Here is a 17,044-nt window from a genome sequence, read left to right on the forward strand (position 1 = left end):
ATGGGCGCGCAATGGAAAGCAAAAGGCAAGGACCTGGCGGCAAATGCCAGGGGCCGGATTTTTGGAAAACTGTCCAAGGACATCATGATCGCGGCGCGCAACGGCGCCGACCCGGCGTCGAATTCGCGCCTGCGGCTGGTGGTCGAGCAGGCGCGCAAGCTGTCGATGCCCAAGGAAACGCTGGACCGGGCCATCAAGAAGGGCGCGGGCCTGACCGGCGAGTCGGTGCATTTCGAACACGTCATCTACGAAGGCTTTGCGCCGCACCAGGTGCCGCTGATGGTCGAATGCCTGACCGACAACGTCAACCGCACCGCGTCCGAGATGCGCGTGCTGTTTCGCAAGGGGCAGCTGGGCAGTTCCGGCTCGGTGGCCTGGGATTTCGACCATGTGGGCATGATCGAGGCCGAGCCGCTCACGGCCGGCGCCGACCCGGAACTGGCCGCCATCGAAGCGGGCGCGCAGGACTTCGAGCCCGGCCATGAAGACGGCACGACGCTGTTCCTGACCGACCACGCCGACCTGGACCTGGTCAGCCGCGCGCTGCCGGCGCAGGGCTTCACCGTGCTGACCGCCAAGCTCGGCTACAAGCCGAAGAACCCGGTCAACCCGGCGTCCCTGAGCAGCGGCGACCTGCACGAGGTCGAGGCCTTCCTGGCCGCCATCGACGCCAACGACGACGTGCAGAACGTGTACGTCGGCCTGGCCGGCTGAACAGGCCTTTTTTCTTCATTTCCCATGCCCGAGCCGCCCCACCTGCTGCACATCACCGAGCAGAACCATGAGGTGCTGATCGACCTGATCTACGCCGGCGAGAACAACTTCACCGGCCAGGTGATCTACGACCATCCGCTGTGCTTTCTGCACCCGCAGGCCGAGGCCGGTTTGCGCCAGGCGATCGCGGCGGCGCGGGGTTTCGGCCTGCGGCTGAAGATTCTCGACGCCTTCCGCCCGCAGGAGGCGCAGGAAGCGCTGTGGGCCGTGGCGCCCAACCCCGACTACATCGCCGACCCGAAAAAGGGCTCGAACCACACGCGCGGCGTGGCCATCGACCTGACGCTGGTCGGCGCCGACGGTGTGGCGCTCGACATGGGAACGCCGGTGGACACCATGAGCCCGGCGTCGCACCACTTCCATGCCGGCCATCCGGCGGCCGTGCAGGTCAACCGCATGCGGCTGCTGACGGTGATGCTGGAAGCCGGCTTTGTTCATCACCCGCGCGAATGGTGGCATTACCAGTTGCCGGGCGCGGACCGGTTTCCCCTGATCGACAGCCATGACTTCATGACCTGCCTGCATGCCGGCGGCCATGCGGCGGCGGCAGCTTCCATGGCGCCCTGAATGCTCTGTTTTTAATAGCTGTTGGTGCATGACCAACATGCGCAAATGCCTGATTTTCTATGAATTTTTGCAGCCGGGGCCGCCAGCGCCGCGCAGCGGCCTGCGCCAAGGGCATCCTGGCGTATGCTGCAACGCATGAACGAAAAAATCAACCAGTTGCTGTCGCAGATGGCCGCGCTTGAAGACGAACTGCGCACGGCGGTTCACCAGCAGGAAAGCCGGGTGTTCTTCCAGATCAAGGGCAAGCGCGTCGAGTTTGAAAAGTCGGCCCGGGACGCGCACCGCAAGCTCAAGACCGGCGTGCTGCGCTGGCTGGTGAAGGACCGGCCGCAAAACCTGCTGACCGGGCCGCTGATCTACGGCATGATCTTTCCGCTGTTGATGCTCGACGCCTGCGTGAGCTTCTACCAGTGGGTCTGCTTTCCGGTCTATGGCATCACGCGGGTGCGGCGCGGCGACTACCTGGTGTTTGACCGGCGGCACCTGGGCTACCTCAACGCCATCGAGAAATTCCACTGCAGCTACTGCGAATACGGCAATGGCCTGATGGCCTACATGGGCGAAATCCTGGCGCGCACCGAGCAGTATTTTTGCCCCATCAAGCACGCGCACAAGATACTGGGAACGCACGCGCGCTACCACCGCTTCCTCGAATACGGCGAGGCCGAGGCCTATGAGGCGAAGCTCGAAGCGTTCCGGGTGGCGCTGGGCAAGGAGAAATGAGCCGGCGGCCCAGGCTTTCCTTAAAATCCGGTTCCTGCCCGCTTCGGGTTTGACTCCGGTGTTGCCAACTTCCCCAACCCCTTCCAAGGATTTTCATGGACCAGCCCATTCATCAATTCAGCGAACTTTTTGCACAACTCGGCCTGCCCGCCGACGAGGCGGCCATCCGGCAGTTCATCGCCTCGCATTCGCCCCTGAGAAGCGACCTTGACCTGGCCGACGCGCCGTTCTGGACGGATTCGCAGGCCGCGTTCCTGAAGGAAGAAAAGCAGGACGACGCCGACTGGGCGGAACTGGTCGACCAGCTGAACCTGGCGCTTCGCGGCTGAGCGGATTTTCCGCTCACGAATCCGCTTCGAAACCAGCCCGTGCCGAATGCGCCAGAACCGTGCGGCCTGAGCGCCGCCGAGGCCGCCCGGCGGCTGGCCGCTGACGGCGCCAACCTGCTGCCGGGCAGCGCGCCCAAGTCCGGCCTGGCCATCGTGCGCAAGGTGGTGATGGAGCCGATGTTCCTGATGCTGCTGGCCGCCGGCGGCATTTACCTGGCGCTGGGCGACCCGGCCGAGGCGCTGTTCCTGCTGGGCTTCGTGTTCGTCGTCATCGGCATCACGCTGGCGCAGGAGCGCAAGACGCAGCGGGCGCTCGAATCGCTGCGCGAGCTGTCGGCGCCGCGCGCGCTGGTCATGCGCGACGGGCACGAGCAGCGCATCGCGGGCGCCGACGTGGTGCGCGGCGACGTGCTGGTGCTGCACGAGGGCGACCGCATCGCCGCCGATGCCCGGCTTTTTGATGGCCAGCTGGAGGTGGACGAGTCGCTGCTGACCGGCGAATCGGTGCCGGTGGCCAAGCTGCCTGATGCGGTTGACAGCCAGGGAAGCACGAACGAAGCAAAAAGCGTGGAGACAACCCCGTCCCACCATCCAGGGCCGCGGAACCGGCTTCGCCGGGCCGCAGGCGCAGCGGCCCCCTCGGGGGGCAGCGCAGTACGCGAAGCGACAAGCGTGGGGGCTCTCTACGCCAGCACGGTCGTCACCCGCGGAGTCTGTCTGGCCGAAGTGCAGGCGACGGCCGGCGCCACCGCCATCGGCCGCATCGGCGCCGACCTGGCCAGGACCGTCGAGCCGCCGTCGGCCCTGCAGCGCGCCTCGCGCCAGCTGGTGCGCCGGCTGGGCATGGCTGCCCTGCTGCTGGCCGGCGCGCAGTTGCTGCTCGGCTGGTGGTGGAACGGCCGGCCGCTGCTCGAAAGCATTCTGTCGGGCATCGCGCTGGCCATGGCCATCCTGCCGGAGGAAATCCCGGTCATCCTGACGGTATTCCTGGCGCTGGGCGCCTGGCGCATCTCGAAGCAAAAGGTGCTGACCCGGCGCATGTCGGCGGTCGAGGCGCTGGGCGCGATCACCGTGCTGGCGGTGGACAAGACCGGCACGCTGACCCTGAACCGCATGGAAGTCGCCGAACTTGCGACCGCCGACGCGCGCTTCACGCCGGAACACGCCAGCGAACTGCCCGAAGCATTTCACGGGCTGACCGAATTCGCCATGCTGGCCACGCCGGGCGACCCGTTCGACCCGATGGAAAAAGCCATCCAGCGCTTCGGCCACGGCTGGCTGGCGGGCACCGAGCATGTGCATGACGGACGCGAGCCGGAGTTCGAGTACGCGCTGTCGGGCGAAATCCTGGCGATGACGCGGGTGTTCGCCAGCAGCGCGCCGGCGCAGCACCTGCTGGCCACCAAGGGCGCGCCCGAAGCCGTGGCCGACCTGTGCCACTTGCCCATGGCCCGGCGCGACGCCATCCGCGCCCAGGTCGAGGCCATGGCCGAACGCGGCCTGCGGGTGCTGGGCGTGGCGCGCGGCCGCTGGACCGGCGCGCCCGCCGCGCTTGACGCAGCGCCGCTCTGGCCCAAAAGCCAGCATGACTTCGATTTCGAGTTCCTCGGCCTGCTCGGCCTGGCAGACCCGCCGCGCGCCGAGGTGCCGGCGGCGCTGGCCGAATGCCGGCGCGCCGGCGTGCGCGTCATCATGCTGACCGGCGACCATCCGGCCACGGCCCGCGCCATCGCCCGCCAGGTCGGCCTGTCGGAGCGGGCCGAAGTCATCACCGGCGCCGAGATCGCCGGGCTCGACGATGCCGCGCTGCGCGAGCGGCTGCGCCACACGGACCTGTGCGCGCGCCTGCAGCCGGCGCACAAGCTGCGCCTGGTGCAGGTGCTGCAGGCCGGCGGCGAGGTGGTGGCGATGACCGGCGACGGCGTCAACGACGCGCCCGCGCTGAAGGCCGCCGACATCGGCATCGCCATGGGCGAGCGCGGCACCGACGTGGCGCGCGAGGCAGCAAGCCTGGTGCTGCTCGACGACAGCTTTGCCCGCATCGTCGCCGCCATCCGCCAGGGCCGGCGCATCGACGACAACCTGCGCAAGGCGACGCGCTTCACCTTTGCGGTGCATGTGCCGGTCATCGCGCTGGCGCTGGTGCCGACGCTGCTGCAATGGCCGGTGCTGTTGATGCCGGTGCATATCGTGCTGCTGCAGTTGCTGATCGACCCGGCCTGCTCGATTGTTTTCGAGGCTGACCCGGAAAGCCCCGGGCTGATGGAACGCCCGCCGCGCCCGGTGTCCGATTCGCCTTTTGGCGCGGCGCCGCTTGGGTTTGCGGTGCTGCAGGGCTTGGGCATCGCGGGCCTGCTGCTGTCCGGCTATGCGTGGCTGGCCGTGCAAGGCTGGAGCGCGCCCCAGGCGCGCAGCGTGGTGTTCGGCGCCCTGATGCTCAGCGTGATGCTGCTGATCCTGGCCAACCGCGACTTGCAGCGCTCGGCCCTGCGCGGCATGACGACAGCCAACCCCTGGCTGTGGCGCATGGCCGTTGCGATGGGCGGGCTGCTGGCGGCGGTGCTGGGACTGCCCTGGCTGCGCCGGCTGATGGGCCTGGAACTGCCCGGCCTGGCAGGTGTTGCGGCCGCAGCCGGTCTGCTGGCGCTGTGCGTCATCTGGCTGGAAGGGGCGCGACTGGCCAGCCGGTGGCTTGGACCCGGCAGGCACGGCCAGCCAGGGTGAGCCGGCCGCTGACGGGCACGCTGGTTTTTTTGAGGCCTGCACTTGTTGCGCAACGTCAATGCGCCGCAGCCCCGCCACCGCTACCATGAACTGGCCAACGGTTCTGAAGCCGTCCAGCGGCTTTCACTTTTCCTGACGGAGCCTTTTCCATGAATGACAACCACCAAGAACACCCGGCGCCCCACGACCTGGACCGCACGCTGCACACCCAGCTGGCGCGGCTGACGCAAGGCATTTCACCGGCGTCGCTGATAGGCGCCTGCATGGACTGGCTGGCGCACCTGGCGATGTCGCCGGGCAAGCAGCAGGAGCTGGCGACCAAGGCGGTGCGCAAATCGCTGCGGCTCGGACTGCACGCAATGAGCGCTGCGCACGGGCACGGCAAACCCTGCATCGAACCCCTGCCGCAGGACCGTCGCTTCGATGCGCCCGAATGGCAGCGCTGGCCGTTCAACCTGATCTACCAGTCCTTTCTGCTCAACCAGCAGTGGTGGCACAACGCCACGACCGGCGTCCCCGGCGTCACGGCGCACCATGAGCAGGTCGCCACCTTTGCGATGCGCCAGGTGCTGGACATGCTGTCGCCGTCGAACTACCTGGCGACCAACCCCGAGGTGCAGGCCGAAACGCTGAAAAGCGGCGGCATGAACCTGCTGACGGGCGCGCAAAAGCAGTGGCAGGACATGCTGCGCTTTGCCACCGGCGAGCCGCTGCCCGGCACCGAAAAATTCACGCCCGGCGAGGAAGTCGCGCTCACGCCCGGCAAGGTGGTGTTTCGCAACCACCTGATCGAGCTGATCCAGTACCAGGCGCAAACCGGCACCGTCTTTGCCGAGCCGGTCCTGATCGTGCCGTCGTGGATCATGAAGTACTACATCCTGGACCTCTCGCCGGGCAACTCGCTGGTCAGCTATCTGGTTGGCAAGGGCCACACGGTGTTCATCGTGTCGTGGAAAAACCCGACTTCCAGCGACAGCCACCTGGGCATGGACGACTACCTCAAGGCCGGCGTCATGGAAGCGCTCGACGCGGTGACCACCATCGTCCCCGAGCAGCGCATCCAGGCGCTGGGCTATTGCCTGGGCGGCACGCTGCTGAGCATTGCCGCCGCCTTCATGGCGCGCAGCCATGACCGGCGGCTGAAATCGCTCGCGCTGCTGGCCGCCGAGCTGGACTTCACCGAACCCGGCGAGCTGGGCCTGTTCATCGACGAAAGCCAGCTGTCCTTTCTGGACAGCCTGATGGCGTCCAGGGGTTACCTCGACGGCAAGCAGATGGCCGGTGCCTTCGCGCTGCTCAATTCGCGCGACCTGGTCTGGTCGCGCCGGGAGCACGATTACCTGATGGGCCGCACCCGGCCCGTCACCGACCTGGCGGCGTGGAACCTGGACGCCACGCGCATGCCTTACCGCCAGCACAGCGAATACCTGCGCAAGCTCTACCTGAAGAACGACCTGGCCGAAGGGCGCTACCGCGTCAACGGCAGGCCGGTCGCGCTGTCGGACATCCGCGTGCCGATTTTTGCGCTGGGCACGCAGCGCGACACGGTATCGCCCTGGGGCTCGGTGTACAAGATCCACCTGCTGACGCATGCCGAGGTGACGTTCTGCCTGTCTAGCGGCGGCCACAACGTGGGCGTGGTCAACCCGCCGGGGCCGGGCGTCAAGCGCAGCTACCAGCTCGCCACGCGCGAGGCCGGCGCGCACTACATCGACCCCGACACCTGGCAGGCCACGGCGCCCGAGCATGAAGGCTCCTGGTGGCCGGCACTGGACGACTGGCTGCAGCGCCACGCCAGCGAGCGCGTGGCGCCGCCGGCGATGGGCAGTGAAGCGCACGACTATCCGGCGCTGGAAGACGCGCCAGGCCGCTACGTCATGGTTCCCTGATACAAACGCTGCATGAACCTTAACTCCCCCCAGGCCAGCACGGCGCTTTCCTTTCCCATACTGGCCGGCAAGAAAGGCCTGATCGTCGGCATCGCCAACGACCAGAGCATCGCCTACGGCTGCGCGCAGGCCATGCAGCAACTGGGCGCCACGCTGGCCGTCACCTATTTCAATGCCAAGGCCGAGCCGCATGTCCGCCCGCTGGCCGAACAACTCGGCGCCGACCTATTCATGCCGCTCGACGTGGAGCAGCCCGGCCAGCTCGAAGCGCTGTTTGCGCAGATCGAGCAGCGCTGGGGCCGGCTGGACTTCGTGCTGCACGCCATCGCCTTCGCGCCGGCCGACGACCTGCACGGCCGCATCGTCGATTGCAGCGCCGCCGGCTTTGCCCGCGCCATGGATGTGTCGTGCCATTCGTTCATCCGCATGGCCCGGCTGGCCGAGCCGCTGATGACGGACGGCGGCGCGCTGGTCACCATGAGCTACTACGGCGCGCAAAAGGTCATCGACCACTACGGCATCATGGGGCCGGTCAAGGCGGCGCTTGAAGCCACGGTGCGCTACCTGGCCGCCGAACTCGGCCCGGCCGGCATCCGCGTACACGCGGTTTCGCCCGGCCCGATCAAGACGCGGGCGGCATCGGGCATCGGCGACTTCGAGCAGCTGCTGGGCGAAGCCGCCAGCCGCGCGCCGCAGCACCAGCTCGTCACCATCGCCGACGTGGGCGCCGTCACCGCCATGCTGTGCAGCGACGCGGCCCGCGCGCTGACCGGCAACGTCACCTATGTCGATGCCGGCTACCACGTCATGGGCTAAGCGGCCCGCACCCTCACCAAGACAAAGGCATGCCATGGATTCACCCAGCACCCCGCCCGCCCCGCCGGCCGATTTCCTTGAAAACCACCCCTTCGACACGATCCGCGTCGGCGACGGCGCCTGCCTGCAGCGCCAGGTGACGCAGCGCGACATCCAGCTGTTTGCCGCCGTCTCGGGCGACGTGAACCCGGCGCATGTCGATGCGCTGTATGCCCGGACCAGCCACTTCCACGAGATCATCGCGCACGGCATGCTGGGCGGCTCGCTGATCTCGACCGTGCTGGGCACGCAGTTTCCGGGCCCCGGAACGATCTACCTGGGCCAGACGCTGAAATTCCTCAAGCCGGTTCACATCGGCGACACGCTCACGGTCACGGTGAAAGTCACCGCGCTGAAGTCCGCCAACCGCCAGGTCTGGCTGGCCACCCGCTGCACCGACCAGGACGGCGAGGTGGTGATCGACGGCGAGGCGCATGTGGTCGCGCCGGCCGAGAGTTTGCGAATTTTGCGCACCGACCTGCCCGAGCCGCTGATGGCCGACAAGAACCTGCGCTACGACCAGCTGCTCAACGCCGCCAAGGCCTTGCCTAGAGTCAAGATGGGCGTGGTGCATCCGTGCAGCCGCGAGGCGCTGGAGGGCGCGCTGGATGCCGACCGGCTGGGGCTGATCCAGGCGATCCTGATCGGGCCGGAGGCGCGCATCCGCAGCCTGGCCGGCGAGTGCGGATTCGACCTCACCGGTTTTTCCATCGTCGATGTGCCGCACAGCCACGCGGCGGCGGCCAGGGCGGTCGAGCTGGCGCGGGCCGGCGAGGTCGAGGCGCTGATGAAGGGCAGCCTGCACAGCGACGAGCTGCTGAGCGCGGTGGTCCACGCGCAATGCGGCCTGCGCACCGAGCGCCGCGTCAGCCATGTGTTCGTGCTCGACGTGCCGCGCTACCCCAAGCCGCTCCTGATCACCGACGCGGCGATCAACGTCGCGCCCGACTTCGATGCCAAGGTGGACATTGTGCAAAACGCCATCGACCTGGCGCATGCACTGGGCATTGACCGGCCCAAGGTGGCGATTTTGTCGGCGGTGGAAACCGTTAGCCCCAAGCTGCGCTCGTCGATGGACGCCGCCGCGCTGTCCAAGATGGCCGACCGGGGCCAGATCACCGGCGGCCTGGTCGATGGGCCGCTGGCCTTCGACAACGCCGTGTCGCTGGCCGCCGCCAAAACCAAGGGCATCCATTCGGAAGTCGCCGGCGACGCCGACATCCTGGTCGTTCCCGACCTGGAGTCGGGCAACATGCTGGCCAAGCAGCTCGAATACCTGGGCGGCGCACAGGCCGCCGGGCTGGTGATGGGCGCGAAAGTCCCGATCGTGCTGACCAGCCGCGCCGACTCGGCGCATTCGCGCATCGCCTCGTGCGCCATCGCCATGCTGCTGATCGCCCACCGGCTCCGGGCGCTGGCGGTAGCCACATGACGCAGGCGCTGCTGGTCATCAACTCGGGCTCGTCGAGCGTCAAGTTTGCCGCCTACGACGTGGCCGAGCCCGGTTCGGCCCTGGCGCGCATCGCCAACGGCCGCATCGAAGGCATAGGCGGCAAGCCGCGCCTTCTGGTGTGGGGGCAAGGCGGCGCGCTGCTCGAAGACCGGCGCATCAGCATCTCAAGCGACCCGGTGCTGGGGCCGGAAGAGGCGTTTGAAGAGCTGTTCGACTGGCTGGGCCGGCACGCGGCCGGCCGCACGCTGGGGGCCGTGGGCCACCGGGTGGTGCATGGCGGCGAACGCTTTGCGCGGCCCGCGTTGGTCACGCCCGAGATCCTGGCGCAGCTCGACGCTTTCACGCCGCTGGCGCCGCTGCACCAGCCGCACAACCTGTCGGCCATCCGCGCCATTGCCAGCCTGCTGCCTGATCTGCCGCAGGTCGCCTGCTTCGACACCGAGTTCCACGCCACGCAGCCCTGGGTCGCGCAGGCCTGCGCGCTGCCGCGCGCCATCACGCAGGCGGGCGTGAAACGCTACGGCTTTCATGGCCTGTCGTATGAATACATTGCCAGCGTGCTGCCTGACTACCTTGGTCCGGTGGCGAACGGCCGGGTGGTTGTCGCTCACCTGGGCAACGGTGCGAGCCTTTGCGCGATGCGGAACCGGCGAAGCATTGCCTCGACCATGGGTTTCAGCACGCTCGACGGCCTGATGATGGGCACGCGTTGCGGCAGCCTGGACCCCGGCGTGGTGCTGCACCTGATCGGCGCGCTGGGCATGGGCGTTCAGGCGGTGGAAAAGCTGCTGTACGAGCAGTCGGGCCTGCTGGGCGTGTCTGGCATTTCAGGCGACATGCGCACGGTGGAGGCCAGCGATACGCCTGAGGCGCGGCAGGCCATCGACCTGTATGTGTACCGCATTGCGCAGCAACTCGGCTGCCTGGCCGCGTCGCTGGGCGGGCTGGAAGCGCTGGTGTTTACGGCTGGCATTGGCGAGAACAGCGCCAGCCTGCGGCGCCGGGTTTGCGAGGACGCGGCCTGGCTGGGCGTTGCGCTGGACGTTGACGCCAACGAAGCGCATTTGCCTGGCGCGCGCTGCATCAGCACGCCGGGCAGCCGCGTAGCGGTGTGGGTCATTCCAACCAACGAGGAACTGATGATTGCGCGGCATACGCAGGCTGTTTTGCAGGGGCGCGAGGCGCATGACTGGCGTGGCGGCGGGGCTTGACTTTACTATTTATTTGATAGCTGGTTGCGCTTTCGGGTATTGCGCGGGAGTGCTTTTTCGCTTGATTTTTTAGCTTGAATTTCTGGCCAGGCTCTGTTGGTTGATAGGCGGCGGGGGCTTTGCCTGGTTTTGCTGGCCGGGGGTGGCCCGGCGGCCAGTAACTTTCTTTTGCTTCGCCAAAAGAAAGTCACGGCGGATTCAAATCGCAAGTGCAACACTACGAATCCGGAGGAGTTGCATGACAAGAACCTATCAACAATTGAATGCTGAAGAGCGCGGCGTGGTGATGGCCATGAAGCTGCAGTTCTGCAGCATGCGCTCGATTGCCAGTGCACTGGGCAGAGCGCCGAGCACGATCTCGCGCGAGCTGCGCCGCAATGAGTGGCAAAGCGAAGCCGGGCAATGCGTCATGGGTCGCCCCCGCATCGCTGGCGGCTATGACGCAAAGCGCGCCGGCAAGCGGGCCAGACGGGTGCGCCGCGAAGCCTGGCCGTCGCGCAAACTCCACCACACTGGTCTCCTGTGGGCCGAGGTCAGGGCGCTGCTGGAACTGAAGTGCTCGCCCGAGCAGATCGCTGCCAAACTCAGGCAGCGCCATCCCGGGCAACGTCAGTTGCAGGCCTGTCATGAAACCATCTACACCGCGATCCACGCCGCCATCTACGCCATGCCCGGGGGAGAGCTGCGCCGTGAGCTGGTCGGGCTGCTGCGCCAGGGCCGCTGTGCACGCAGGCGCCGCAGCCGGGGCACTGACAGGCGCGGCTCGCTGCAGGGCACGTTGAGCATTCATGCGCGCCCGGCCCAGGCCAACGAGCGTTTGCTGCCCGGCCACTGGGAGGGCGACCTGATCGTGGGCAAGGCCAACGCGTCGTCTGTCGGCACGCTGGTGTGCAGGAAGTCGCTGTTCACCATGATGGTCAAACTGGGCAGCAGCAAGGCTGCAGACGTGCTCGACGGCTTCACCAGGGCGTTCTGTGCGCTGCCGCAGGAGTTGCGCCAGACGCTGACGTACGACCAGGGCAAGGAGATGGCGCTGCACAAAAGCCTGGCCGACAACACCGGGATGACAATCTACTTTTGCGACCCCCACAGCCCCTGGCAACGGGGCCTCAACGAGAACACCAACGGGTTGCTGCGCCAGTACCTGCCCAAGGGCACGGACCTGGGCGTGTACTCCCAGCGAGAGCTCGATGAGATGGCCTGGGAGCTCAATACGCGCCCCCGAAAGAGCCTCGGCTGGCGCAGCGCTGCAGAGGTGTTCTACGACGATGCCAGCATGGCAAAAGCCGGCCTTATCCCTACTGTTGCACTTGGTCTTTGAATCCGCCAAGCAAAGAAAAGGCGACCCGGCTGTCTGGGTCCCTGCGCTTCGCTTCGGGCAACCTGTGATGAGCGGCAAAAGCGGGGGTCCGCGCAAACTCGCTTCGCTCAGACAGCGCGCGGCCCTGATCCCGCTTTTGCCACTCATCACAGGCCCAGCCAGAACGGGACTTGCGGGAGCGGATTCGGGGTCAGATTTCGGCGTTAATGCATAAAAAGTGCTGCTTGCGCTTGATGGGACTGCACAAGCAGCTATTGAATTAATAGCGTTTTTGTTTAGAAGCTGGCGTGGTGGCTGTTTGGCTGTTTGGCTGTTTTGACTTCATCCCCGAAAGTCCTGTTCTGTCTGGGCCTGTGATGCCCCGGGAAAACGGGATCATGGCGGCGCGCTGTTTGAGCGAAACGCAGTGAAGCGAGTTTGCGCCGACCCCCGTTTTTCCGGGGCAGCGCAGGTCGCCCGTAGCGCAGCGAAGGGACCCGGACAGCCGGGTCGCCTTTCTTTTGCTTACTTTTCTTTGGCGAAGCAAAGAAAAGTGAGTCGCCGCCGGGCGATTCCCGGCCAGCAACACCAAGCAGCGCCAACCCAGCGACCAAGCAAGGAAAAAATCAAACCAACGGCGCCCCATCGGCCCGAGAAGCTGAAGCAGCCCCAGACCGCTCCCCAACTTCAGCCCGCATCAAAGGCAAATGCGCCGGCCAGTCGCGCTGCATGCAGTCCACCAGCGCCTCGCGCACCTTGCAGCGCAAATCCCAGTTCAGGCTCGAATTGCTAGACGTCACCAGCACGCGCAGCTGCATGCTGCGCTCGCCCGCCTCCACCACCTGCAGCAGGCACAGCCGCCGGTCCCACTCGGGCGCCGCCTCGCAGGCCAGCCGGGCCGCTTCGCGCAGCGGCGCCAGCGGCATGCGGTAGTCCACCCAGATGAACACCGTGCCGATGATCTGCGCGCTGTTGCGCGTCCAGTTCTGGAACGGGTTTTCAATGAACCACTGCAGCGGAATGACCATGCGCCGCTCGTCCCAGATTTTCAGCACGACATAAGTGCCGGTGATTTCCTCGACCCGGCCCCACTCGCCCTGGATGATCAGCACGTCGTCGATGCGAAACGGCTGCGCCAGCGCAATCTGCAGTCCAGCAATTAAATTGCTGAAAATCGGCCGCGCGGCAATGCCCGCCACCAGCCCGACCACGCCGGCCGACGCCAGCAGGCTGGCGCCGATCTGGCGCGCGCCCGGAAAGGTCATCAGCATCAGCGCCAGCCCGGCCATGACGATGATGAACATGGCGGTGCGCGCCAGCATCCGGGTCTGGGTGTGGATGCGGCGCGCCTGCAGGTTGTCGTCCACATTGACCGGGTACAGGCTGATGATGCCCTGCGCCACGCCGCGAACGGCGCGCAGGCCCATCCAGGTCAGCGCGGTGAGCAGCAGCAGGCCGTTGGCATGGCGGATGCCGGCGATCAGCGCAAAGCTGTCGGGCGCGGCGTGCCAGACCGCCTGCAGCGCCATCAGCGGGAGCAGCACCTGCGCCGGCGCGCGGCATTGCTGCGCCGCCCGGTTCGACACCGGCAGCGAGCGCGTCAGGCGCAGCACCACGGACGCGCTGACGCGGTGTACCAGCAGGGCCAGCAGCACCGCGACCAGCGCCGCCGCCAGGACGTGCAGCGACGAATCGTCGGTCCACGAGATCAGCTCGGAAAACCGCATGGGCCAGTTTCCTTCCCAGCTTGGCGCCATCAGGCGGCGCGGGGCGTGACTTTCGACGCGGCCAGCCTGGCCCGGCCGCGCGCCACCTCGACATCGTCATCAAACGCCAGCGCCACGCCCATGCGCCGCTTGACAAAGCTCTCGGGCTTGCCGAACAGGCGGATGTCGGTTTGCGGCACCCGCAGCGCATCGGCCACGCCGTCGAACACGATCCCCGTGGCATCGACGCCGCCATAGATCACGGCGCTGGCGCCCGGGCTTTTCAGCGCGGTGCTGACCGGCAGCCCGAGAATCGCGCGCGCATGCAGCTCGAACTCGTTTTGCCATTGCGTACACATCGTCACCATGCCGGTGTCGTGCGGGCGCGGGCTGACTTCGCTGAACCAGACGTCGTCGCCCTTGACGAACAGCTCGACGCCGAACACGCCCTGCCCGCCCAGGTTGTCGGTCACGGCCCTGGCAATGGCGCGGCTTCTTTCCAGGGCCATCGGGCGCATCGGCTGCGGCTGCCAGCTTTCGACATAGTCGCCGCTGACCTGCAGGTGGCCAATCGGTTCGCAAAAATGCGTTTCCACTGCGCCGTCGGCCCCCAGCGCGCGCACCGTCAGCAGCGTGATTTCATACTCAAAATCAACAAAGCCCTCGACGATCACCCGGCCGTGGCTGACGCGCCCACCGGCCATCGCATGCGCCCACGCCGGTGCCACGTCCTTGGGCAGGGCGATCTTGCTCTGGCCCTTGCCCGACGAACTCATCACCGGCTTGACAACGCACGGGTAGCCGATGCTTGAATCAATCGCGGTCTGCAGTTCTTCCAGCGAATCGCAGAACACATACGGGCTGGTCGGCAACTCCAGCGTTTCAGCGGCCAGCCGGCGGATGCCCTCGCGGTCCATGGTCAGGCGCGCGGCCCGGGCGGTGGGAACCACGCGCACCGTTCCCGCCGCTTCGAGTTCTTCGAGCATGGCCGTGGCAATCGCCTCGATCTCGGGCACCACCAGGTCAGGCTTTTCGCGCTCGATCAGCGCTTTGAGCTGCGCCGGGTCGCTCATGGTGATGGTGCGCGCATGGTGCGCCACCTGCTGGCCGGGCGCGTGGTCGTAGCGGTCCACGGCGATGGTTTCCACGCCCAGGCGCTGCAGCGCGATCAGCACCTCCTTGCCCAGCTCGCCCGAACCGAGCAGCATGACTTTGGTGGCGTGGGGAGACAAAGGGGTTCCGAAGGTGGTCATAGGTGGCAGCAGAATAAAAATGGAAAAACAGGCTGCGTTCAAAGCCCGATGCGCAGGCTCAGCGCGCTGACGGTTACTGTACTTCACTGACATCGCCACCGGGCAGGCACCCCTGCAAGCAGTGGCCGACGGGATGGCCTTCTACAATTGCCAGCGAGCTGCATGCGGCGCGTCTCTCTTTTTTTTGAATCCGCCACCGTTCCCCCTGCCCTGACATGTCGAAAACACACACCGCCAACCGCCGGCCCATCCCCATCCTGGTGTACCACCAGATCGCCCAGGCGCCGCCAAAGGGCAGTCCTTTTCGCAGCCTGTATGTAGCGCCGCAAGCTTTTGCCAGGCAAATGGCCTGGCTCAAGCTGCTGGGCTACAAGGGTTTGTCGATGAGTGCCTTGCAGCCCTACCTGCGCGGAGACAAGGAAGGAAAGGTGGTGGGCATCACCTTCGATGACGGCTACCTGAACAACCTCTCGCAGGCCCTGCCAGTTCTCGTGAAGCAGGGTTTTTCGTCCACCTGCTACGTCGTGAGCGGTTTGCTGGGAAAGACCAATACATGGGACGAACACTTGGGCATCGCGCAGAGTCCGTTGATGAACGAGTCCCAGGTCCGTCAATGGATTGACGCCGGGCAAGAGGCGGGTTCGCATACGCGCCGGCACATCGATTTGACGGCCAGTGACGAGGAGGCGTGCCGCATCGAGATGACGCTGGGAAAAACCGAGCTTGAATCCGTCGTCAGGCAGCCGGTCGATCACTTTTGCTATCCCTACGGACACTACGAATCCAGGCACCGGGTCATGGCCGATGCGCTGGGGTTTGTGACCGCCACCACCACCCGGCGCAGCCGCTGCCACGCCCAAACCGATCTGTTGCAACTGCCGCGCGTCCCCGTCTTACGCTCGACCAGCTTGCCGGTTTTCTGGCTCAAAATCGCGACAAGCTATGAAGATCGCCGCAAGAAATGACACCCCCACTGTCAAGCTCCGCCGAGCCTTCGAACAAGGGCAAAGGAAGATTGCGCATAGCGGTCCTGAACCGCACGTTTTCGGCCACGGGCGGCGGCGCGGAGCGCTACTCCATCGCGCTGGTGGAGCAGCTGGCAGCCAGGCACGAGATTCATGTGTTTGCGCAGGAAATAGATCACCAGTGGCCGGGTGTCACCTACCACCGGGTTGACGCGCCGCTGCGCAAATCCCGCTGGATCAATCAGTTGTGGTTTGCCACGCGTACATGGCTGTTGACCCGGCGCGGTTTTGATGTCGTGCATTCGCATGAAAACACCTGGCACGGCGACATTCAGACGGTGCATGTTTTGCCGGTCAAGTACAACCTCTTTCATGAGCGTAGCGGCTGGCGGCGGGTTTTACGCTGGATCAAGGTGGCAAGCAGTCCGCGCCTGCTGGCCTACCTGAGCCTTGAGCACTGGCGGTATGCGACGCGTCAGGGCCGCCAGGTGGTGGTCACTTCCGAAAGTTTGCGCGCCATCATGGAGTCCAGCTATCCGGCCTGCACAGCAGCCATCTCCGTCATCACGCCGGGCATCACGATGCCGCAGCTGCCAGTCACTCCGCAGCGCAAAAATGAAGCCAGGGCGCTGCTGGGCCTGCCTTGCGCAGGGCGCTGCATACTGTTCGTGGCCAACGATTACCGGAAAAAAGGGCTACCGACCTTGCTGGAGGCGCTGGCGCGGCTTCCCGTGGATGTGGCATTGGCCGTCGTGGGCAATCCGTCACAACAGGCCGGCTTCACGGCGCAAGTGAAAGCCTTGAATCTGGAAAAGCGTGTTTTCTTCCTGGGTTCGCTGAAAAACATCGCGCCCGCCTACGAAGCAGCCGATTGCCTGGCCCATCCGACGCTTGAAGATACTTTCGCCATGGTGGTTCTCGAAGCCATGTCCCATGGCCTGGCCGTGGTCGTCAGCGGGCCCCGATACTGTGGCGTGTCGGAACTGCTGCGGCATGGCGTCAACGCTGCAATTCTTGACAATCCCAAGGATGCCGCCCAGCTTCACCAGGCGCTGGAACGCATCCTGACGCAAACAGCGGTGCAAAATGACTTGAGCCAGGCCGCGACAGCCTTTGCGGGCGACTACCAGTGGAGCGAGTTGGCCAGGAAGCAGGAATTGCTGTACTTCTCAGTGCTTGCCCAAAAAGCCCGGCCGCTGCCCGGCGCGGCGCATTGAACCCGGCAGATTCTGATGAAAAAACGTGATTTCCTGAGCGCATCCATGGCGGGCGCGGTGGGCCGGCGCCGTGGCAAT

The 17,044-nt window shown here is 66.0% G+C and carries 14 protein-coding genes; 12 read left to right on the forward strand and 2 right to left on the reverse strand.

Annotated elements, in window-relative coordinates; translation table 11 throughout:
* From EC86_RS0113835 to EC86_RS0113890, 10 genes are all read left to right on the forward strand, one after another.
* A complete protein-coding gene (locus EC86_RS0113835) occupies window positions 1-714 on the forward strand; it encodes a YebC/PmpR family DNA-binding transcriptional regulator (RefSeq protein ID WP_029526267.1) in 714 nt (237 codons plus the stop codon).
* A gap of 24 nt (window positions 715-738) precedes the next feature.
* On the forward strand, window positions 739-1,341 hold the full coding sequence (gene ddpX / locus EC86_RS0113840) for a D-alanyl-D-alanine dipeptidase (protein WP_029526268.1): 603 nt from the start codon (window positions 739-741) through the stop codon (window positions 1,339-1,341).
* Window positions 1,342-1,476: 135 nt separating this feature from the next.
* Complete coding sequence (locus EC86_RS0113850) at window positions 1,477-2,064, forward strand: hypothetical protein (RefSeq protein ID WP_029526269.1); 588 nt, start codon at window positions 1,477-1,479, stop codon at window positions 2,062-2,064.
* Between the two features lie 95 nt (window positions 2,065-2,159).
* Window positions 2,160-2,393: a DUF2789 domain-containing protein gene (locus tag EC86_RS0113855; RefSeq protein ID WP_029526270.1), complete on the forward strand. Its 234-nt coding sequence runs from the start codon at window positions 2,160-2,162 to the stop codon at window positions 2,391-2,393.
* A 39-nt stretch (window positions 2,394-2,432) separates the two neighbouring features.
* Window positions 2,433-5,117, forward strand: a complete 2,685-nt coding sequence (locus EC86_RS0113860) for a cation-translocating P-type ATPase (RefSeq protein ID WP_051675908.1) — start codon at window positions 2,433-2,435, stop codon at window positions 5,115-5,117.
* 149 nt (window positions 5,118-5,266) lie between these two features.
* A complete protein-coding gene (locus tag EC86_RS0113870) occupies window positions 5,267-7,006 on the forward strand; it encodes a PHA/PHB synthase family protein (protein ID WP_084181340.1) in 1,740 nt (579 codons plus the stop codon).
* Between the two features lie 12 nt (window positions 7,007-7,018).
* Window positions 7,019-7,822 carry an enoyl-ACP reductase FabI gene (fabI, locus tag EC86_RS0113875; RefSeq protein WP_051675910.1) on the forward strand — a complete coding sequence of 268 codons (804 nt, stop codon included), beginning with the start codon at window positions 7,019-7,021 and terminating at the stop codon, window positions 7,820-7,822.
* 34 nt (window positions 7,823-7,856) lie between these two features.
* On the forward strand, window positions 7,857-9,293 hold the full coding sequence (locus EC86_RS0113880) for a bifunctional enoyl-CoA hydratase/phosphate acetyltransferase (RefSeq protein WP_036772183.1): 1,437 nt from the start codon (window positions 7,857-7,859) through the stop codon (window positions 9,291-9,293).
* On the forward strand, window positions 9,290-10,525 hold the full coding sequence (locus tag EC86_RS0113885) for an acetate/propionate family kinase (protein WP_029526276.1): 1,236 nt from the start codon (window positions 9,290-9,292) through the stop codon (window positions 10,523-10,525). Before EC86_RS0113880 ends, EC86_RS0113885 begins: the two co-directional genes overlap by 4 nt.
* Window positions 10,526-10,763: 238 nt before the next feature.
* Window positions 10,764-11,846, forward strand: coding sequence for an IS30 family transposase (locus tag EC86_RS0113890; RefSeq protein WP_029524521.1), 1,083 nt, complete (start codon window positions 10,764-10,766; stop codon window positions 11,844-11,846).
* 605 nt (window positions 11,847-12,451) lie between these two features.
* Here EC86_RS0113890 and EC86_RS0113895 read toward each other — a convergent pair.
* Together EC86_RS0113895 and purT are read right to left on the reverse strand one after the other, a co-directional pair.
* On the reverse strand, window positions 12,452-13,552 hold the full coding sequence (locus tag EC86_RS0113895) for a mechanosensitive ion channel family protein (protein ID WP_029526277.1): 1,101 nt from the start codon (window positions 13,550-13,552) through the stop codon (window positions 12,452-12,454).
* A 29-nt stretch (window positions 13,553-13,581) separates the two neighbouring features.
* Window positions 13,582-14,784: a formate-dependent phosphoribosylglycinamide formyltransferase gene (gene purT / locus EC86_RS0113900; protein WP_029526278.1), complete on the reverse strand. Its 1,203-nt coding sequence runs from the start codon at window positions 14,782-14,784 to the stop codon at window positions 13,582-13,584.
* Window positions 14,785-14,999: 215 nt separating this feature from the next.
* Between purT and EC86_RS0113905 the strand changes: the two genes are divergently transcribed.
* A complete protein-coding gene (locus EC86_RS0113905) occupies window positions 15,000-15,749 on the forward strand; it encodes a polysaccharide deacetylase family protein (protein ID WP_029526279.1) in 750 nt (249 codons plus the stop codon).
* Window positions 15,746-16,966, forward strand: coding sequence for a glycosyltransferase family 4 protein (locus EC86_RS0113910; protein WP_029526280.1), 1,221 nt, complete (start codon window positions 15,746-15,748; stop codon window positions 16,964-16,966). Before EC86_RS0113905 ends, EC86_RS0113910 begins: the two co-directional genes overlap by 4 nt.
* Window positions 16,967-17,044: the final 78 nt, after the last annotated feature.

It is taken from the genome of Polaromonas glacialis (genome assembly GCF_000709345.1).
In the GTDB taxonomy this organism is placed as follows: Bacteria; Pseudomonadota; Gammaproteobacteria; order Burkholderiales; family Burkholderiaceae_C; genus Polaromonas; species Polaromonas glacialis.